Genomic DNA, 18,081 nt, shown 5'->3' with positions numbered 1-18,081 from the left:
ACCAGCGGAGGATGTAGTGAAGGTGCATTTTGTTTATGCGGTAATTGCAGTTGACGTGTTGGACGTGGGTAAGGCGAATTTAAATATCTTAGCCCAAACAGAGGCGTATTGGCTCCAAAGTGGGCCGGTGTTGTAAGGAATATCGTATTTCTCACATACTTTGCGAACTTGTACTGAGAGTTCTGCATAGCGATGGGCTGGCACGTCTGGGAATAGGTGGTGCTCAATCTGATGAGACAAGTTACCGCTCATGATATGAAAAAGCTTGCCGCCTTCAATATTCGCTGAGCCAAGTAGCTGGCGGTAGTACCAGTGACCCTGTGTTTCATTTTCGCAAACATGTGCCGGAAATGTGTGGACCTCGGCAGGAAAGTGGCCGCAGAAGATGATGGTAAAACTCCAGATATTCCGAATAAGGTTGGCCACCGCATTTGCTGCCATAACAATGGGAAACAGTGGGCCAGCCAGCGCTGGGAACAGAATAAAATCTTTGCTAAATATTCGCGCAGTTTTACCCAGCGATTGTTTCAGTTTTGGCCAGGTTTCACGAAATGTCCGTTTGCCTGAGCGTAGGCTATCCATCTCGACATCGTGGAGTGCGACACCGGTATCAAAAAACAACATTAGTAGTGTGGCGTAAATAGGATTTGCCAAATAGGCCGGATGCCACTTTTGAGCGGGGTCCATGCGCAATATTCCGTAACCGATGTCTCTATCTTTACCGAGTACGTTCGTGAAGGTGTGGTGTTCATAATTATGTGAATGTGCCCATTGCTCACTAGGGCAATTGGTGTCCCAATCGTAGTGTTGAGAATGGAAGCGTGGATCGCCCATCCAATCGTATTGGCCGTGAATGATATTGTGGCCAATCTCCATATTGTCGAGGATTTTTGCGATACCTAAGCCGATGCTTCCCGCGCAAATCAGTATCCAGAAGAGGGGCCAGCTTGCGACAGATAAGCCTAGCGAAGGTAAAAATGGCAGTGCGGCATAAATACTGATTCTTGAACCGATAGCCAGCGCACGTTGAATCCATACAATCTGTTTTATGTATGTTGCGTCTCTTTGCCCGCGTTGCTTCAAAGCGCCTTGTTTTATGGCGTCTATCTCGCTGCCAAATGCAGCGAGTTGGTCAGCGTTGAGTTTGATGTTTGTCATGACGTTACCCCTTAATTTAGGTGGTAGGTGTAATAGTATTTGAGTTGTATTTACAGTGAGAGAGTGACGTCACCAAGCGCTTGAGACACACACAGTCTGATGTGTTCTTCGCCGTGGCTAATTTCACCGGTATTCATATTCCGTACCGAGCCGCTGGTTTTTAAGCAGCTACAGGTATGGCAAATTCCCATCCGGCATCCAGATTGCGGGTTTAGACCCGCATCTTCAGCTAGGTCTAGTAAGTTTCTGCCATCGTTGCTCGTGGCCTGTTTGCTGGTGCTAAATGCGATATTGCCGCTAGCATCGCCGAGATTTTGTGTAACACTTGGTGCTTTGAATCGTTCACTGAGTAATTTGTCGCTGTGTCCAAGTAATTTGAACTCGGCTGTGACCGTGTCTATTAATACTTCAGGGCCGCACACGTAGGTCAGTGGCAGTGTGATCGCAGCTGTTTCCCTTGAAAGCGCATTTTTTGAGCTCAGGGCTGTTAGTAAGTGATGTTGGTTGAAGCGGCCCGTTAATTCCTGAGTACTCGATGGGGAGCTAAATACCAAGATCAGTGAGAAATTGTCGTGCTTCTTCGCCAAATCCTCTAAGCGTCTGCGGAAGATGCAGGTTGACGTGTCGCGGCTGTAGTACAGCAACGTGACCGGATGACTATGTTTGCCTTCAAGCAAGGTTTCGAGCATCGCGATCATTGGCGTTATGCCACTGCCGGCGGCTATGAAAAGTAGTGCACTTGGGATTTGTGCTGGCAGTACAAATTCGCCGAGAGCGGGAGAGATACTGATGCGATCTCCTACCTTCAGCTGTGTGTTGATGTATTTAGATACGAATCCGTCGTCGTGGGCTTTAACGGTGATGCGCGGCTTTTTGCTAAAGGCGCTGTTGCTAATGGAGTAGCTTCTACTTTGTAGACGACCATCGATCTCGATAAACACCTGAATAAACTGACCCGGCTGAAAGTGCGTCCATTCACCATTGGGAGACAACTCAATACTCACAGCCTCGTCGGTTTCGGATGTGATGGCGCTAACTCGTGCCGGGATTCGATTCTTGTCCAGCGACCACATTGGATTAATCACCTCTAAGTAGCGACCAATGCCATGGGGGGCAGCAAGTGCATTAACTAATGGCGTATCAATAATACTGCGCCAGGTGCTGCGTGAAGTTGTTGTGGTGAGGTTCATACCCTCTCCTTTCGCTGGTCTGAATGATCGTTTTGTATGTGGTTTTCACTAAGACGTAAATGACTTTAGTGAACGTGTGTATACAATAGGTGTGAAAGATTTGTTTGTCAACATGTGTTTACTTTGTGTGATTTGCCGGAGACGGCTTCTGCTAGAGGTTGCGCTCATAAATTAAGTCGTTGAATTTAATGAGTTTATTTTTTTTAGGTCCGCTCTTGTCACGTATTAGTATTCGGCATTGCGAGAAGTGTGAATTTTGAATATGCCATTTTTTTATAGCTGTAGTTCGGATACCTCAGTTGAGTAGTGTTAAGCGCTGGGATTGCACTTAGCACTTCTGTTAAACTTCGCGGCCCAGTATCCGTACAAAGAGAAAGAGTTATGGCGGAACAAGCTTCAGCGCAACAGGTGGTTCGCGAACATTTAGCGCAGTTGCATGAACAGCCCAAGGTGTCTGCAGAAGAGCGGGCTGGCCTGCGTGAGAAAATTAAGCGTCTGCTAATTGAGCGTAATGCTGTGTTAGTGGCGCATTACTATACCGACCCTGAAATTCAGGCCCTTGCGGAAGAAACCGGCGGCTGCGTGTCTGACTCCTTGGAAATGGCGCGTTTCGGTCGCGATCACGATGCATCTACACTCGTGGTCGCCGGTGTTAAGTTCATGGGCGAGACCGCAAAGATCCTATCGCCAGAAAAGCGGGTGTTAATGCCTACCTTAGAGGCTACTTGTTCTTTGGATATTGGTTGCCCGATTGAAGAGTTTTCCGCGTTTTGTGACGCCAACCCCGACCGCACGGTGGTGGTATATGCCAATACCTCGGCGGCGGTAAAGGCCCGAGCCGATTGGGTGGTCACCTCTAGTATTGCCCTAAATGTCGTCGACTACCTTGATAGCGAGGGCGAAAAAATACTATGGGCGCCGGACAAACACTTGGGTGGCTACGTTCGTAGGGAAACCGGCGCAGATGTTTTGCTGTGGGATGGCGCGTGCATAGTGCATGAAGAATTTAAAGCACAGGGTATTCTCGATCTTAAGAACGTGTACCCAGACGCGGCAGTATTAGTTCACCCGGAATCGCCAGCCAGTGTGGTTGCCTTAGCTGATATGGTCGGCTCTACAACGCAGATTATTAACGCTGCCCGTGATTTGCCGAATAAGCAAATGATTGTCGCGACGGATCAGGGGATTTTTTACAAGCTTCAGCAGTTGGTGCCAGATAAAGAGTTTATTATCGCCCCCACCGCAGGCAGCGGTGCGACGTGCCGCAGTTGTGCTAATTGCCCTTGGATGGCCATGAACGCCTTGGATAATTTAGCCGCAGCGTTAGAGAATGGCTCTAATGAAGTGTTTGTTGATCCCGCGCTTGGGGTTCAGGCGATGAAGCCGTTAACGCGAATGTTAGATTTTGCAGCAGGTAAGCGTTAATTCATAACCGGCATGCTAGATAAAAAAACGCCGCTAATGATAGCGGCGTTTTTTTTGGGGCCGTATATTTTTTTGATTGTTACTATAGTTTTTTCAGTTTTTCCTCCAAATCAGCGATATCTTTCAATCGTTGTCTAATTCGGCTTTGTTCAATGTGATTGCTTCCGGTGCGCTCATAGGCGTAGCGTAATTGCTGCTTGGCGCGTTCGAACTGGGCGACAAGAATAAAATACTCGGCGCGTGCCAAGTGGACACCGAGTATATTGCCAGCCAAGCCGCGAACTTCAGCCAACTGATACCACAAGTTCGGATCCTCTGGTCTATTCTGAGATTGTTTACTCAGTAATTTGTCAGCGTCGTCGTAGCGATTAGCATCTTGCAGTGCATCGGCGAGTTCCATTGTGTACGGGTTGTTGCCTGGGGTGATTGCCAATTGCCGCGTTAGCAAGTTAATGGCTTTGTCGTAGTCTTTTTTACCAATGAGGATATCCGCTTCGGCTATGCGGTAGGCTATGCGATCACCATCGTCATTGAGAAGAGGGGCGAGTTTTTCTTGGGCCTCATCCCAGCGTTCTAGTTTGATCAGGGCTATGACGACGCCATAGCGATGTGCTTCACCGTTGATGCTGATGTCGCCAGACCAGTTTTCAAGTTGATCCTCAACATTGTTACTGTGGAATAGTGTGGCCCGCATTTTCATTAACTGGAAATTGATATTGTCTGTATAGACTTTGCGCGGATATTGGCGAGCGCGGTTTTTGCTATCGCTGATCCGGCTGTCGGTTAGCGGGTGAGTTAATAGAAATTCTGGTGGTTTTGAGCGGGCATAGCGAAGATTTTGACCCATATTTTCAAACATGGCAGGTATGGCATTAGGGTCCATGCCTGCCTTTGAAAGCGTTTCCATTCCCAAGCGATCAGCTTCTTGCTCATTCTGCCGACTAAAACGCAGCTGGCTATCTAATGCGGCGGCCTGCGTGGCTGTAATAGCCGCAATACCTGCATCGGCCCCTGCGGTTGCGGCAAGGACAACACCGGCGAGTAAGCCCGCTAAGGTGGGAATTGTACTTTGCGCAGATTGATCTAAAGAGCGAGTAAAGTGGCGTTGGCTTATGTGGGCGATTTCGTGAGCGAGCACGCCAGCGAACTGTGCCTCATTGTCAGTATTCAAAAATAAGCCGCTGTGTACGCCAATCACGCCGCCGGGAACTGCAAACGCGTTAATCGTGGGGTTATCGACGACGACAGTCTCCAGCCGTCGGTCTTTTAATTCGCTATTCGAGACCAGGCGATAAAGCAGGGACTCGATATAGTCCTGTATCAGAGGGTCATCAATTGTTTTTACACTATTGCGGAACATTTTCAGCCAGGTTCTGCCCAAATCATGCTCTTGCTGGGCTGAATAGCGTGATGCAGTGACATCCCCGAGGTCGGGGAGGTTATCGGTAGGGCTGTTGTCTGCAATTCCGATACTTGCCGTTACCAGTAAACTGATACCTAGCAGATGTTTAAACACAGTCAATCTTATAGTCCTTGCATCGCTGAAATATTGTGCGTCTTCTAATCATACTAGAGCGCTTAGCCTATGACCTTCTTATTTGAGAAAAGTGCGTAAGCAGACTGTGACTTGGGGCCGTTGACGTCGCAGGCTATACTGGCGGTTTACGTTGCAACGCATTGTGATTATGACTGAAATTGATATCTTTTTGGACGCCGCAGGCCTAGATTGCCCGCTGCCATTGTTAAAAGCAAAGCAGGCGCTTAATCGCATGGAAAGTGGCGAAGTGCTCGAGGTACTGGCGACGGATGCCGGTTCTGTGAGGGATTTCGACGTATTTGCCAAGCAAAGCGGCAATGCTTTGCTTCTTAGTGAAGACAACGCAGGCATCTATCGCTACCTCTTTCAAAAGAAGTAACGCTGCCCGTCGTACACCTCTAACCTTATAGGAATCTCAGTCATGCTGGGTATTGTTCGTTCATGGTTCGATCGTTTGTTTGCGGAAGAAGAAACCGTTGTTCTGCTGCTGTTGATCGTTGCCTGTTTGTTGCTAATGCTGACCTTGGGCAATGTGCTAGTGCCTATTGTTGCGAGCATTGTGCTGGCGTTTATGATGCAAGGAATTATTGCGCGCCTCAGCAGCATGGGGATGTCCCGTTGGCTGACGATTGCTATTTCTTACCTCGTCTTTGTGAGTATTTTCTTTGGTGTGCTGGTGGTTGTATTGCCACTGGTTTGGCAGCAGTTGACGAATTTGTTCCAAGAATTGCCAAGTATGCTGCGCAAGTTGCAGCATTTATTACTCATGTTGCCGCAACGTTCGGAAATGTTTACTGAGCAGCAGATTAGAGAGTGGATGGCCTTAGCGAGCAAAGAGCTGGGATCGGTAGGCCAATACTTGTTGTCGTTTTCGATTGCCCAGCTGCCTAATGTGGTCGGGTTGCTGATTAATATTATTCTTATCCCAATTTTGGTGTTTTTCTTTCTTAAAGATAAAGAAGCCATACTCTCTTGGCTGGCGAGCTTTCTACCGAATCAGCGCCCATTGTTAAGCGCTGTTTGGGCAGAAATGAACGTGCAGGTTGCCAACTATGTTCGTGGTAAGGCCGTTGAAATCGTTATTGTTGGTGTTGTTTCCTACATTGCCTTTGTATCTATTGGTCTCAACTATTCGGCATTGCTTGCATTGGCGGTGGGGCTTTCGGTCGTGATTCCTTATATCGGCGCGGCAGTAGTGACATTACCCGTTTTGCTGGTGGGGTTTATTCAGTGGGGCTGGGGTGGGGAGTTTTTTACGCTCTTTATTGTCTACAGCGTGATTCAGGCTCTGGATGGGAACGTCTTGGTTCCGCTGTTGTTCTCTGAAGCGGTAAATATGCACCCTGTGGCGATTATCGTTGCGGTATTAGTGTTTGGTGGTTTTTGGGGCATTTGGGGCGTGTTTTTTGCCATCCCATTGGCAACCCTAGTTAAGGCCATCTTGTACGCTTGGCCTAGGTCTAAATTGCCGGAGCGGAGCACAACCGATGTTCTGGTCGGCGAATAACTGTCAGTAAAAGTTCATACGTGGTGAAGGAAGGTTTGTGAGATATTTTAAATTACTTGGTTTGCTGGTCATTGCGTTTCAGTTATCTGCCTGTGGTTTGCTGGTCCCAAGTTGGGATGATGCCAGCGAAAAGGCTGCCGTTTCGGTGCTTAAGCCGGTTAGTGATCAGCGGCAGTATCGCTATACTGAACTCGGAAATGGCTTGAAGGTGGTTCTGATTTCCGATGCCGGGGCTGATAAAGCCGCTGCGTCACTGGATGTGAATGTGGGCAGTCGACAAGACCCTCAGAATTACCAAGGCTTGGCACATTTTCTGGAACACATGCTATTTCTAGGAACTGAAAAATACCCGGTAGCGGGTGCATATCAAGAATTTATTACTGCCCACGGTGGCAGTCACAACGCCTTTACCAGTTTTGAGCATACCAATTATTTCTTTGATATCAGTGCAGACTCACTTGAGCCTGCGCTTGATCAGTTTGCCCAGTTTTTTGTGGCGCCGCTGTTTAATGCTGAATACGTGCAGCGGGAAGTGAATGCGGTGAACTCTGAATATCGCGCTCGTATTCGCGATGATCAGCGCAGAGAGTTAGCGGTGTTCAAGGCGCAAGTGAACCAAGCGCACCCCTTCGCTAAATTTTCAGTGGGAAATTTAGATACTTTACACAGCACTGACGAAGTCGCCTTGCGTGAGCAATTATTGGCATTTTATCGTAAGAATTACTCATCTAATATCATGACGTTAACAGTTATTGGTAAAGAGTCGCTGGATGAACTCGAAGCATTAGTCGTGCCTAAATTTGCAGATGTCGTTAACCGTAGTCGTTATTTAGCACCGATTACCGTGCCCTTGTTCAACGCAGGTGATTTACCGCGTTGGGTGAATATTCAGCCTGTGCAAAATCGTCGTTCATTGTCTATTAACTTTCCTGTGCCAGACGCGGAGAAGTATTGGCATAGTAAACCGCTGAACTATATCGGTAATATTCTTGGTCATGAAGGTGCTGGTAGTTTGTTATCTGTGCTTAAGGCGCGGGGCTGGGCTGATAGCTTAAGTGCGGGGCAGAGCTTTGACTATCAGGGCGGTGCCTTGTTTGGTGTGGATGTGGCATTGACTGAGTCAGGTCTGAAGCACGTCGACGATATTGTTGGTTTGGTTTATCAAAGTATTGCCCAATTGCGCAGCAACGGTATAGACGCATGGCGCTTCGACGAGCAAGCGGGCTTGGCAAATCAGCAATTTATGTTTCGCGCCCAGCCCGCTGCGATAAACGAAGTTGTGCAATTATCGATGGGACTGCAGCGTTATCCGGCTCGGGAGTTGTTGCGCGGGCCGTATTTGATGGATCAGTACACGCCTGAGCTATTGGGTGAGTTTCTTGCCGCAATGACCCCCGAGAATAGTTTTATTAGTTTAGTTGCACCTGACGTGAAGGTAGATATTGAGATTCCGCGATATCAGGTTGCTTACGGTGAGCGCAAGGTGAGTGCCGAGCAATTAGCAGCGCTTGCGTCAGAGAATACCGCTGAGTTAACGCTACCAGTAAAAAATAATTTTATTGCCTCTGATTTTAGTCTTAAGAAAGGTGATGGCTCCGCAATCCCTAGGTTGATTTCCAGCTCACCGATCGAATTGTGGTTGAGCACAGATGACGTGTTTGAGTTGCCCAAGGGGCGCGTGTATTTGCTGTTGGAATCGGAAGACGTTGTTGCCGATGCTGATCGGCGAGCGGAAAGCGATTTGTGGTTGAGGATGGTCAAGGATCAGCTCAATGAACTGGCTTACCCAGCGCAGTTAGCGGGCTTAGATTTTGATGTGTCGGTGGGTTGGCGTGGTATTCAAATTAGCATTGGCGGCTACAATCAAAAGCAGGGTGAGTTGTTGCGCAAGCTGTTGACGGTGCTTAAAAATCCCGAATGGCAGGAAAGCCGGTTTGCGCGTCTGAAAGCGCAGCGTTTGCGTCAATTTGAAAACACGCGCAGACAGTCGCCCTATCAACAAGTTGTCGCTGAGTTACCGAGGTTGTTGAATAGGGAAAACCCTAGTTTAGATGCATATGAGGCCGCCACTAAGGCTGCTGATTTGGCCTCTGTGGCTGCGCATGTTGAAACGGTGATGAAAGATCTTCGTTTGCGCATGTTAGTAGATGGCAATTTTAGTGAAGATGATGCGAAATCCTTGGCGAATGTTGTTACGTCTACGCTGCCCTTGTCAGCAGAGTCCCGAACATCTGCGCAATTTATTACTCATCTTCCTACTGGCACTGCGCTGCGGAAAATTGCCGCCGAACACGATGACAGTGCAGTATTGTTGTACCTGCAAAGTGCAGCCAAAGGAATGCAGGCGAGGGTGGCGATGGGCTTAACCGCACAAATGTTAAGCGCCGATTTTTATCACAAATTGCGCACGGAGAAACAGTTGGGCTATGTGGTTAGTGCCAGTGTTTATCCGCAGCGCGAGGTTGCAGGTTTAATATTTTTGGTTCAGTCGCCGGTACTTGATCCCGCTTCTGTGCAAAGCGAGATTAATGGCTATATAGAGCAATGGTTAAAGACTGGCATAGACGAAGCCAGTTTTGAAAAGCACAAAGCAGGACTATTATTGCGTTTGGCGGAGCAGCCTGAAAACTTATGGGATGCGGCTGACCGCCACTGGCAGGACTTGCTGGACAATTATCCCAAGTTTGACAGCCGTGCGCGACTTGTTAGCGCCTTGCAAGCGTTGACCTACGCGGAATGGCTGACAGCGACACGGCGCGACCTTGGCGTTGAACAGCGCGCCTTGCTTGTATATAACTCAGGCAAATGGCCCCAGTCTGTACCCAAAGGTAAGCCTATCGGCGAGCCAGAGATTTATAAGGCAAACTTGCCAGCTTACCAATTTAAATGAAAAGGGCTTATGCAGTGGCTGCTCATAAGCCACTGTTTTTAATGCAGTCTATGATAGTGCTGCAATAATCTATTCATATAAAAAATAGTTACATTTAGTTGATTTATGGCAAGAAAGCTGTGAGAATTTCCATCGCACAAAGTCTGTAAACCATACTTTGTGCAAAGGTAATAACCCTGTATTCGGGTGCTCGTAGGCTCAAAAGGCCCACGTTTAGCCCACTAGGCCAGGTGATAACCGTCACTCACAGGCTGATTCCAAGCACCCGGAGCTGATCGCTCTCCGGTGAGTCAGTTGTATGCGGAACACATCCAAGCTCAATGCTTGCTGGTCTGGACAGCCCACTGTATTGGTTAAAGGACTGTGTATGTATCAAGACGATGACTTGCGCGAAGATCTAGATCCCCAAGAAACCCAAGAATGGCTTGAAGCCCTCGATGGCGTCCTAAAAAATGGCGGTCGCGCGCGCACTGCGTTTCTCATGAAAAGACTGGCCAAGCACGCAACACGTGCTGGTACCGAACTTCCTGCGGCAATTACCACTTCTTTTCGTAATACCATTGAACCGAATAATGAGCGCCGCATGCCGGGTGACTTATTTATGGAGCGTAAAATTCGCTCAATGATTCGCTGGAATGCCTTGGCGATGGTGATGCGCGCCAACGACAATAATGAGGGTTTGGGCGGACATATCTCGAGCTTTTCCTCGTCGGCAACCTTGTATGACGTCGGCTTTAACTATTTTTTCCGCGGCGGTGAAAAAGCCGATCTAATTTACTATCAAGGTCATAGCTCACCGGGTATGTACGCGCGTTCTTACCTTGAAGGGCGCATCGATGAGAGTCAGTTAGATAGCTTCCGTCGTGAGGTCGATGGCAATGGACTGTCGTCTTATCCCCATCCTTGGTTAATGCCAGATTACTGGCAGTTTCCCACCGTGAGTATGGGACTTGGTCCCATTCAGGCGATATACCAAGCACACGTGATGAAGTATCAGCAGAGCCGTGGATTGGTTGATCACGGTGATCGTAAAGTATGGTGCTTTATGGGTGATGGTGAGAGTGATGAGCCTGAGTCTTTAGGTTCTATCGCACTTGCAGGCCGTGAAAGCTTGGATAACCTTATTTTTGTTGTTAACTGTAATTTGCAGCGGCTTGATGGGCCGGTGCGGGGTAACGGCAAAATTATTCAAGAACTGGAAGGGGTTTTCCGCGGCGCCGGTTGGAATGTCGTTAAAGTTATTTGGGGGCGGCACTGGGATAAGCTATTAGAAAAAGATAAAACCGGACTCCTGCGCCGCCGCATGAATGAAGTGGTTGATGGCGAGCTGCAAAATTATAAAGCCAATGGTGGTGCCTACACCCGTAAGCACTTCTTTGGTAAATATCCAGAACTCTTGGAATTGGTCAAAGACCTGTCTGACGAAGATATTATGTATCTCAATCGTGGCGGTCACGATCCCTATAAAGTCTATGCTGCTTATGCGCAGGCTGTGGAATCGAAAGGTCGTCCTACTGTTGTATTGGCGATGACGGTAAAAGGTTATGGCTTGGGCGAGGGTGGCGAAGCGCAGAACGAAGCCCACTCGGTTAAAAAGCTAGATTTAGACGAGTTGAAAAAATTCCGAGATCGCTTTGGCGTGCCCATTAGCGACGACGATTTGAAATCTGTCCCCTATTATCGTCCGGCAGAAGATAGTCCTGAAATGGTCTATATGCGCAAACGTCGTGAAAAGTTGGGCGGGTTTTTACCCGCTCGTCAGCACGAGTTTGAGGCGGTGAAAACACCAAGTCTCGATACCTTTAGCGCCCAACTTAAGGCTACGGGAAAGCGTGAAATCTCCTCTACTATGGCCTTTGTGCGAATTTTGTCGAGTTTGGTCAAAGACAAGGAGGTGGGTTCCCGCATCGTGCCTATCGTGCCCGATGAAGCCCGTACTTTCGGTATGGAAGGCATGTTCCGTCAGCTTGGTATTTACTCGTCTCAGGGGCAGCGATATACCCCGCATGATTCCGATCAGATCATGTATTACAAAGAGGACAAGCAGGGCCAAATTTTGGAAGAGGGTATTACCGAGGCCGGTGCATTTTCTGCTTGGCTGGCGGCGGCGACGTCCTACTCTAATCATCACTACCCAATGATTCCGTTTTATATTTTTTATTCTATGTTCGGTTTTCAGAGGATTATGGACTTGGCATGGGCGGCGGGTGATTCGCAAGCGCGGGGCTTTTTGATCGGCGCAACAGCGGGTAGAACCACCTTAAATGGCGAGGGCTTGCAGCATCAGGATGGCCACAGTCATTTGATGGCGAATATGATTCCGAACTGCGTGTCTTATGACCCAACCTACTCCCATGAGCTTGCAGTGATTATTCAAGACGGTATGCGTCGTATGTATCAAGACAAGGAAAACGTCTACTACTACGTCACCGTCATGAACGAAAACTACGCCCATCCAGACATGCCTGAGGGGTGTGCAGAGGGGATTATTAAGGGGCTGTATTGCCTCGCTCCATCTGCAGTGAAAAAGCCAAAACTAAAAGTACAGTTGATGGGCTCGGGTACTATTTTGCGGGAAGTGGAAGCCGCCGCTCTAATTCTAAAGTCCGACTATAAAGTCGATGCAGATATTTGGAGCGCGACCAGTATTAACTTACTTCGTCGCGATGGCTTAGATTGCGAGCGCTGGAATATGATGCACCCAGAAAGAGACGCGCGGGTGCCCTACGTGACGGAACAGCTGCGTGGTAAGCAAGGGCCAGTAATCTGCGCCACGGACTATATTAAGTCCTATGGTGAGCAGCTGCGGCCTTATATTGAAGCGCGTTATGTGGTCTTGGGCACCGACGGCTATGGCCGCTCTGATACCCGCGCAAAACTGCGCGCTCACTTTGAAGTAGATCGTCAGTACATTGTGGTTGCAGCATTAAAGGCCTTAGCCGACGATGGTCAGCTTGCCTTAAGCGAAGTGTCGAAAGCGATTAAAGCTTTCGGTTTAGATGTGGATAAAACCAATCCGCTTTATCGCTAATCGTTTATAAGGATTTTTTTTGTGGCAAAAGATACGGTAAAAATTCCTGATGTGGGTGGCGGAGATGTCGACGTCATCGAGGTATGTGTAAAAGTCGGCGATGTAGTCGCGAAAGAAGACTCGTTGATTGTATTGGAGTCGGATAAAGCGTCGATGGAAATTCCTTCACCGAAAGCGGGTAAGGTCGTAAGCATTAGCCTTAAAGAAGGCAGTACGGTTAGTGAAGGCGACGTTATTTTGGAGCTGGAAGTAGAGGGTGAAACGGCGTCAGACGATGCTGAGACACCTCCGGACGCCGATGCAAAGCCTGAGGCGCCAGCAGAACCTGCTAAGAAGGATGCTCCCGCCGCGGCCCCTGCTAACACGGAGAAGCCTGCAGTGGGTGGCTTGACGCGTGAAGTGGTCAAAGTGCCCGATATTAGCAGTGACGACGGCATTGAGGTAATCGAAGTCTGCGTAGCCGAGGGTGACGAGGTTGGCGAAGGCGATTCGCTGATAGTACTGGAGTCAGACAAGGCTTCAATGGAAATCCCGTCTCCCCACGCGGGCAAAATAGTGTCTCTGCTTATTAAAGCTGGCGATAGTGCCAAGCAGGGCACTGCAATAGTGGAAATTGAGTATCAGTCTTCTGCCGAGCCATCTAAGCCCGACGAACCGGCAAAACCCCAAGAGACTGCGTCAGAAAAATCAGAGGAAACGGCTGAAGAATTATCATCAGTTTCTGAAGCGGCGTCGTCAGAACCTGCGGAACCCACGGTGGTTAGTCATGCCGATGTGTATGCTGGCCCCGCGGTGAGGAAGTTAGCACGAGAGTTTGGTTTAGAGCTAGAACAGGTGGCGGGAACTGGCCCGCGCGGGCGAATTCTTAAAGAAGATCTGCAGCTGTTTGTGAAAGCTCTTGCCAACGACAAAACCAAATCTGCGGAGGCAACGGCATCGGGTATTCCGACCATTCCTGACATCGACTTTAGCCAGTTTGGTGAGATTGATGTTCAGCCATTGAGTAAATTGCACAAGCTAACGGCGGCTAATATGCACCGCAGCTGGTTGAATCTGCCACACGTCACTCAATTTGATGATATTGATATCAGCGATTTGGAAGATTTTCGGGCCAGCGTGAAAAAAGAAAGTGAGCAGCGCGGCGTTAAGCTCACCCCACTGCCATTTTTGTTAAAGGCAGCTGCGTTGGCGCTGCGAACTTATCCTAAGTTTAATGCCTCGCTCAGCGCTGATGGCGAAAGCATGGTGTTCAAAAAATACGTCAATATCGGTATTGCCGTAGACACACCAGCGGGGCTGGTTGTGCCAGTCATTCGCGACGTGGATAAAAAGTCTTTATGGGATTTAGCAGCGGAATCCGCTGAGTTGGCGCAAAAAGCGAAGGATCGCAAACTTAAGCCTGCGGATATGCAGGGCGGATGTTTTACTATTTCCAGTCTTGGAAGCATTGGTGGTACTGGATTTACGCCGATTATAAATGCGCCTGAAGTGGCGATTATGGGTGTGTCGAAACTTGCCGTTAAGCCGCAGTGGAGTGGCAGTGAATTTGTTCCGCGCAAGATGTTGCCGGTGTCCCTATCTTACGATCATCGCGCCATAAATGGCGTCGATGCCGGGCAGTTCTTTACCTATATGGGTGAGTTGTTGGCGGATATACGGCGTTTGTTGTTGTAGAGGCTGGGTGATAAGAGCTTTCATTAAGAAAGTCCTTATCGTGAATATGGAGGGTTTTGCTCCATCATAATTGTCGGCCTGAGTGGTGTGCTTGGTAATGGATGACGAAATAGTACGATGAATTTTATTTGGCTTTCTGAAAGTTTATAAAAAGAGTTTGGGTAGGTGAATAACGCGGTCAAAAATGAATGTTGACTACTACGGCGAGCTTCATGCCAAAGGGATATAGTTATGATTGCTCAATATGTTTTAATAATGTATTCGGTCGCGTTACTGATCGCCTGTGTTAGCGGTACATCCAGTTTATCTTTGCCGGCGGTTCCTAAGTAAATCTCCCTTTATGAAAATGACGGGAGTTGGGTGGCGGGGCTTGAGCTGTCGCTTGTCCATGCAGAGGAGACAATTGTCAGATGTGGAAATGAATCTACAGAGTTTTTTGCTAAGCACTTTGGTACTGGTGAATAGTGAGGGCCAATTCAATTTTTGTAAGTTTGAAACGAATAATATGATTTCTTGTGAAGGCGGGGCTAAAATCGATCTAACGCCTTTTTTTGAATCTATACCACAAGTAGTTGATATGGTCATGTGTGTAAGTCGAAGAAATGGTGGATCTGGAAAGAAAGAGTCAAGTTCCTGTAAGGTCTATGTTACGGGGTGCAGTTAGGGCATTTTAGTCGTCAGACCTTATTCATTTCGATTAATTAACCCCAGCTCCATCGCCATTAACGTGGCTTCTGCTCGAGAATTTATCTGCAATTTACGGTAAATGTCCTTCACGTAGCTAGCCACAGTATGGTGACTAAGTGACAGTGATTCTGCTGTGCCGCGCACACTGTAGCCGTGGGCGATGAGGGTGAGCACTTCTTTTTCGCGGGGTGTAATTTCTGTTTCGGGTGCGGTCTTTTGTGGCTGAAAAAAGCTCAGCATTCGGCGTGCAATACTGGGTGATAGCGGTGGTTGGCCTTCTAGTATGCCCTTAAGTCGCGCTTTGAACACAGCTTCGGTTTCGTCTTTGAGCAAATAGCCCATTGCGCCGGCTTTGAGCGCGTCAAACAGGTGATTTGAGTCATCGAAGATGGTGGTAATGACGCATTGGCAGCTGGGGGTAACAGCAAAAATATCCTCCATAATACTTATGCCAGAACCATCTGGTAGGCCAATATCCAATAAGGCTAACTGCGGCACCCAGTCGTTAATTGAGGATTTGGCACTGCTAATAGAGTTTGCAGTGCGGATGTTGGCCCCTTCAAAACAGTCAGCACATACACGGTAGAGCCAGTCTGCTACGTCCGGTAGATCTTCAACGATTAGTATATTTTGATAGGGGGCCAATCCTGCCTCGCCGTCTTTTATCTGTAGGGATTATAAACAATAATAGTGCCTGAATATGTCTACTGCATACACCCCCTATTCGTGGGTGAGGCGGTAAAAACAAAAAGAGAAATCATGAATTTACAGCTTCGCCTCGGCCTTGTTTTAAGCCTGCTTGTACTGTTATTAAGCTCTGCATTCTATCTGAGTATAAATTTACCTGAGACCGACGGTTATTTTTACGCCGATGAAAATAGCCTCATTTATCAAGAACAAGGCCAAGACGCCATTGCGATCAGCCATTTTATAAGCAGCGCCGGCGACGTTGAGGCCGAACCCTTACTGCTGATTCCTGAGCCAGATATCATCGAAACCTTTACGGATTTTAACCGCTTGATGTACGCGCATAGCCTTTAGGGTAAAGAGGCGCAATCAGGGGTGTTACAGTTTATGGGGGCGGATGGTGAATTGAATACGGTGTTGATTCGCGACCGGCATATTGTAGATCTGTCTTGGGATTTCTGGTTTCAGTTATTGGTGGCGACAGGGATTTGCTTAATTGGTGGCGTGGTGTGGGCTGCGCAACCAAGCAAGGCTACGAGTTTATATGCTTTGACGGGGCTTTGTTTAACGATTGCTATCGTGGCCGCCGCTGTTTATAGCACCCGCAGTTTTTTAATTGACGGAAAGTTGTTTCGTTATTTGTCTAATATTAATAGCTCGAACGCAATTTTGTTTTCTTCAGCCTTAGCGTCCCTGCTATGGTACTACCCTCAGCGTTTAGGGCGCTTTCCCGCCGTTTATATAAGTTTTGCTGCGGGTTTTGTTGGTGTGATAACGGTGTTTTTTCAGATCGGGTCTGGGGCATCTGACTCATATATTTATACCTTGCTTATCTATATAGCGGCGATTGTATTTGCTGCTACCCAGTGGTTTTACACCCGCCACAAGCCGGTTGAGCGCGCTGCACTACTATGGTTTTTATTGGCAATATTTTTAGGCACGGGTCTCTTTGCTGGATTCCAGCTTATTCCGGCTGCATTGGGTATGGACTTGCTTATACCTCAGTCGGTTTTGTTTGCGGTCTTTTTGCTGATGTATGCGGGTATTGCTTTGGGGTTGTTGCGTTACCGGCTCTTTGATATTGATCGTTGGTGGTTCGAAATTTGGAGCTGGCTGCTCGGTGGTATCGCCGTCATCTTGGTTGACTTCGCCTTGGTGTCTATTCCTGCTCTAAGTAACACAGCAGCCTTGTCCTTGGCGTTAGCAGCAGTAGGCTGGATATATTTCCCCTTGAGGCAGTGGTTTTGGACACGCTTTGTCAGTGTGCCGACACGTGATTTGCAAAATATTTTACAAAGCAGTATTCCGATGTTTGTCGATATTCGCGAAGTGGGTGAGCTGCGTTTACTTTGGATTCGATTATTGGAAGACATATTTTCGCCCCTCAGTATTTCTCCGCAAAACAAGGCACTTGAGCAAAGTGAAATTAGAGATGGCGGACAGCTATTAGTGGTCAATGAGGTGTTTGATGAAAATCACTCCATAGAAATGGCGATGGCTGAGAAAGGGCGGCGTCTATTTAACCGTGGTGATATCGCTATTATTGAATTGTTACAGGCACAGTTTAAAGTGGCAATATCTGCAGTTGAGGCGAGGGAGGAGGGGCGCTTCGCTGAGCGGGATCGTATTCGTCGCGATATTCACGACGACTTAGGCGCAAGGTTGCTCACCTTGTTGCATAGAAGTGCCGACAGCGAGCGTCCGCTGGTTCGTGAGGCAATAAAGGACTTGCGCGCTTTACTAGAGGCGCTAGATATTCCCCCCCGCAGTCTTTCGCAAATGCTCACGGCATGGAAATTGGAGTTTGAGGAGCGCTGTCAAAGCGCTGATGTTGAGCTTAGATGGCAGCAAAGCGGTGAATATCCGCTTAGCTTGCTTACGCCTGAGTCACAGCACCAGTTGCAACGTATTGTAAGAGAGGCGGTATCTAATGCCTTACGCCATGCCTTGCCGACTTACGTGGCTATTACGGTTGGCTTGAAGGAAGACCGTTTGAGTATTTCCATCAAGAATGATGGTTCAGTGACGGAAGGCGATTCCAGTGGCCGCGGCTTGTCAATTATGCGCCAGCGGGTTGCAGGGTTGCAGGGTCAGCTTAATATTCAGATTGAAGATGACTGTTGGATACTTGATGTATCGGTGGATATGTCAGAAATTATTGGCTGACATATTAACCCGGCGGATTTTGGTATCTGTTATGCGGCATAACGAATTTTCTCGTGCTTAAAATATTTGCGGACACGATGTGGCTTCCGTTGCAGCATACGCATGTGCTTCGATACCTTCTGTTTGAGT

12 protein-coding genes are annotated in these 18,081 nt (G+C 48.2%); 8 read left to right on the top strand and 4 right to left on the bottom strand.

Going from position 1 to position 18,081, the window contains the following annotated elements; genetic code table 11:
- Positions 1 to 33 precede the first annotated feature (33 nt).
- Together O9X78_RS13550 and O9X78_RS13545 are read right to left on the bottom strand one after the other, a co-directional pair.
- Positions 34 to 1,158: a fatty acid desaturase family protein gene (locus O9X78_RS13550; RefSeq protein ID WP_269620243.1), complete on the bottom strand. Its 1,125-nt coding sequence runs from the start codon at positions 1,156 to 1,158 to the stop codon at positions 34 to 36.
- 50 nt (positions 1,159 to 1,208) lie between these two features.
- On the bottom strand, positions 1,209 to 2,348 hold the full coding sequence (locus tag O9X78_RS13545; RefSeq protein ID WP_269620242.1) for a ferredoxin reductase: 1,140 nt from the start codon (positions 2,346 to 2,348) through the stop codon (positions 1,209 to 1,211).
- 381 nt (positions 2,349 to 2,729) lie between these two features.
- Between O9X78_RS13545 and nadA the strand changes: the two genes are divergently transcribed.
- Complete coding sequence (nadA, locus tag O9X78_RS13540) at positions 2,730 to 3,773, top strand: quinolinate synthase NadA (protein ID WP_269620241.1); 1,044 nt, start codon at positions 2,730 to 2,732, stop codon at positions 3,771 to 3,773.
- 82 nt (positions 3,774 to 3,855) lie between these two features.
- Here the strand turns inward: nadA and O9X78_RS13535 are convergent, their stop codons facing one another.
- Complete coding sequence (locus tag O9X78_RS13535) at positions 3,856 to 5,289, bottom strand: M48 family metalloprotease (RefSeq protein WP_269620323.1); 1,434 nt, start codon at positions 5,287 to 5,289, stop codon at positions 3,856 to 3,858.
- 169 nt (positions 5,290 to 5,458) lie between these two features.
- On the opposite strand from O9X78_RS13535, the gene O9X78_RS13530 reads away from it, so the two are divergent.
- From O9X78_RS13530 to aceF, 5 genes are all read left to right on the top strand, one after another.
- Complete coding sequence (locus O9X78_RS13530; protein ID WP_269620240.1) at positions 5,459 to 5,689, top strand: sulfurtransferase TusA family protein; 231 nt, start codon at positions 5,459 to 5,461, stop codon at positions 5,687 to 5,689.
- 42 nt (positions 5,690 to 5,731) lie between these two features.
- Complete coding sequence (locus O9X78_RS13525; RefSeq protein WP_269620239.1) at positions 5,732 to 6,817, top strand: AI-2E family transporter; 1,086 nt, start codon at positions 5,732 to 5,734, stop codon at positions 6,815 to 6,817.
- 37 nt (positions 6,818 to 6,854) lie between these two features.
- Positions 6,855 to 9,707: an insulinase family protein gene (locus tag O9X78_RS13520; RefSeq protein ID WP_269620237.1), complete on the top strand. Its 2,853-nt coding sequence runs from the start codon at positions 6,855 to 6,857 to the stop codon at positions 9,705 to 9,707.
- A gap of 385 nt (positions 9,708 to 10,092) precedes the next feature.
- Positions 10,093 to 12,738, top strand: coding sequence for a pyruvate dehydrogenase (acetyl-transferring), homodimeric type (gene aceE, locus O9X78_RS13515; RefSeq protein WP_269620322.1), 2,646 nt, complete (start codon positions 10,093 to 10,095; stop codon positions 12,736 to 12,738).
- Positions 12,739 to 12,759: 21 nt separating this feature from the next.
- The gene (aceF, locus tag O9X78_RS13510; RefSeq protein WP_269620236.1) at positions 12,760 to 14,412 is read left to right on the top strand and encodes a dihydrolipoyllysine-residue acetyltransferase; all 1,653 of its coding nucleotides are present in this window, start codon (positions 12,760 to 12,762) and stop codon (positions 14,410 to 14,412) included.
- A 684-nt stretch (positions 14,413 to 15,096) separates the two neighbouring features.
- Here the strand turns inward: aceF and O9X78_RS13505 are convergent.
- On the bottom strand, positions 15,097 to 15,744 hold the full coding sequence (locus O9X78_RS13505) for a response regulator transcription factor (protein ID WP_269620235.1): 648 nt from the start codon (positions 15,742 to 15,744) through the stop codon (positions 15,097 to 15,099).
- 114 nt (positions 15,745 to 15,858) lie between these two features.
- Here O9X78_RS13505 and O9X78_RS13500 point away from each other — a divergent pair, with 114 nt between their 5' ends.
- Both O9X78_RS13500 and O9X78_RS13495 read left to right on the top strand, forming a co-directional pair.
- A complete protein-coding gene (locus tag O9X78_RS13500) occupies positions 15,859 to 16,140 on the top strand; it encodes a hypothetical protein (protein WP_269620234.1) in 282 nt (93 codons plus the stop codon).
- A 21-nt stretch (positions 16,141 to 16,161) separates the two neighbouring features.
- On the top strand, positions 16,162 to 17,952 hold the full coding sequence (locus tag O9X78_RS13495) for a sensor histidine kinase (protein ID WP_269620233.1): 1,791 nt from the start codon (positions 16,162 to 16,164) through the stop codon (positions 17,950 to 17,952).
- The last annotated feature ends 129 nt before the right edge of the window (positions 17,953 to 18,081 follow it).

The sequence above is a fragment of the Zhongshania aquatica genome (assembly GCF_027257955.1).
Lineage (GTDB): Bacteria > Pseudomonadota > Gammaproteobacteria > Pseudomonadales > Spongiibacteraceae > Spongiibacter > Spongiibacter aquatica.
This window is presented reverse-complemented; position numbering and strand designations above follow the sequence as displayed.

Excerpts from the sequence above, each read along its gene's own strand:
- O9X78_RS13550 (WP_269620243.1), bottom strand. The coding sequence starts at position 1,158 with ATGACAAACATCAAACTCAACGCTGACCAACTCGCTGCATTTGGCAGC.
- O9X78_RS13545 (WP_269620242.1), bottom strand. The coding sequence starts at position 2,348 with ATGAACCTCACCACAACAACTTCACGCAGCACCTGGCGCAGTATTATT.
- nadA (WP_269620241.1), top strand. The coding sequence starts at position 2,730 with ATGGCGGAACAAGCTTCAGCGCAACAGGTGGTTCGCGAACATTTAGCG.
- O9X78_RS13530 (WP_269620240.1), top strand. The coding sequence starts at position 5,459 with ATGACTGAAATTGATATCTTTTTGGACGCCGCAGGCCTAGATTGCCCG.
- O9X78_RS13525 (WP_269620239.1), top strand. The coding sequence starts at position 5,732 with ATGCTGGGTATTGTTCGTTCATGGTTCGATCGTTTGTTTGCGGAAGAA.
- O9X78_RS13500 (WP_269620234.1), top strand. The coding sequence starts at position 15,859 with ATGAATTTACAGCTTCGCCTCGGCCTTGTTTTAAGCCTGCTTGTACTG.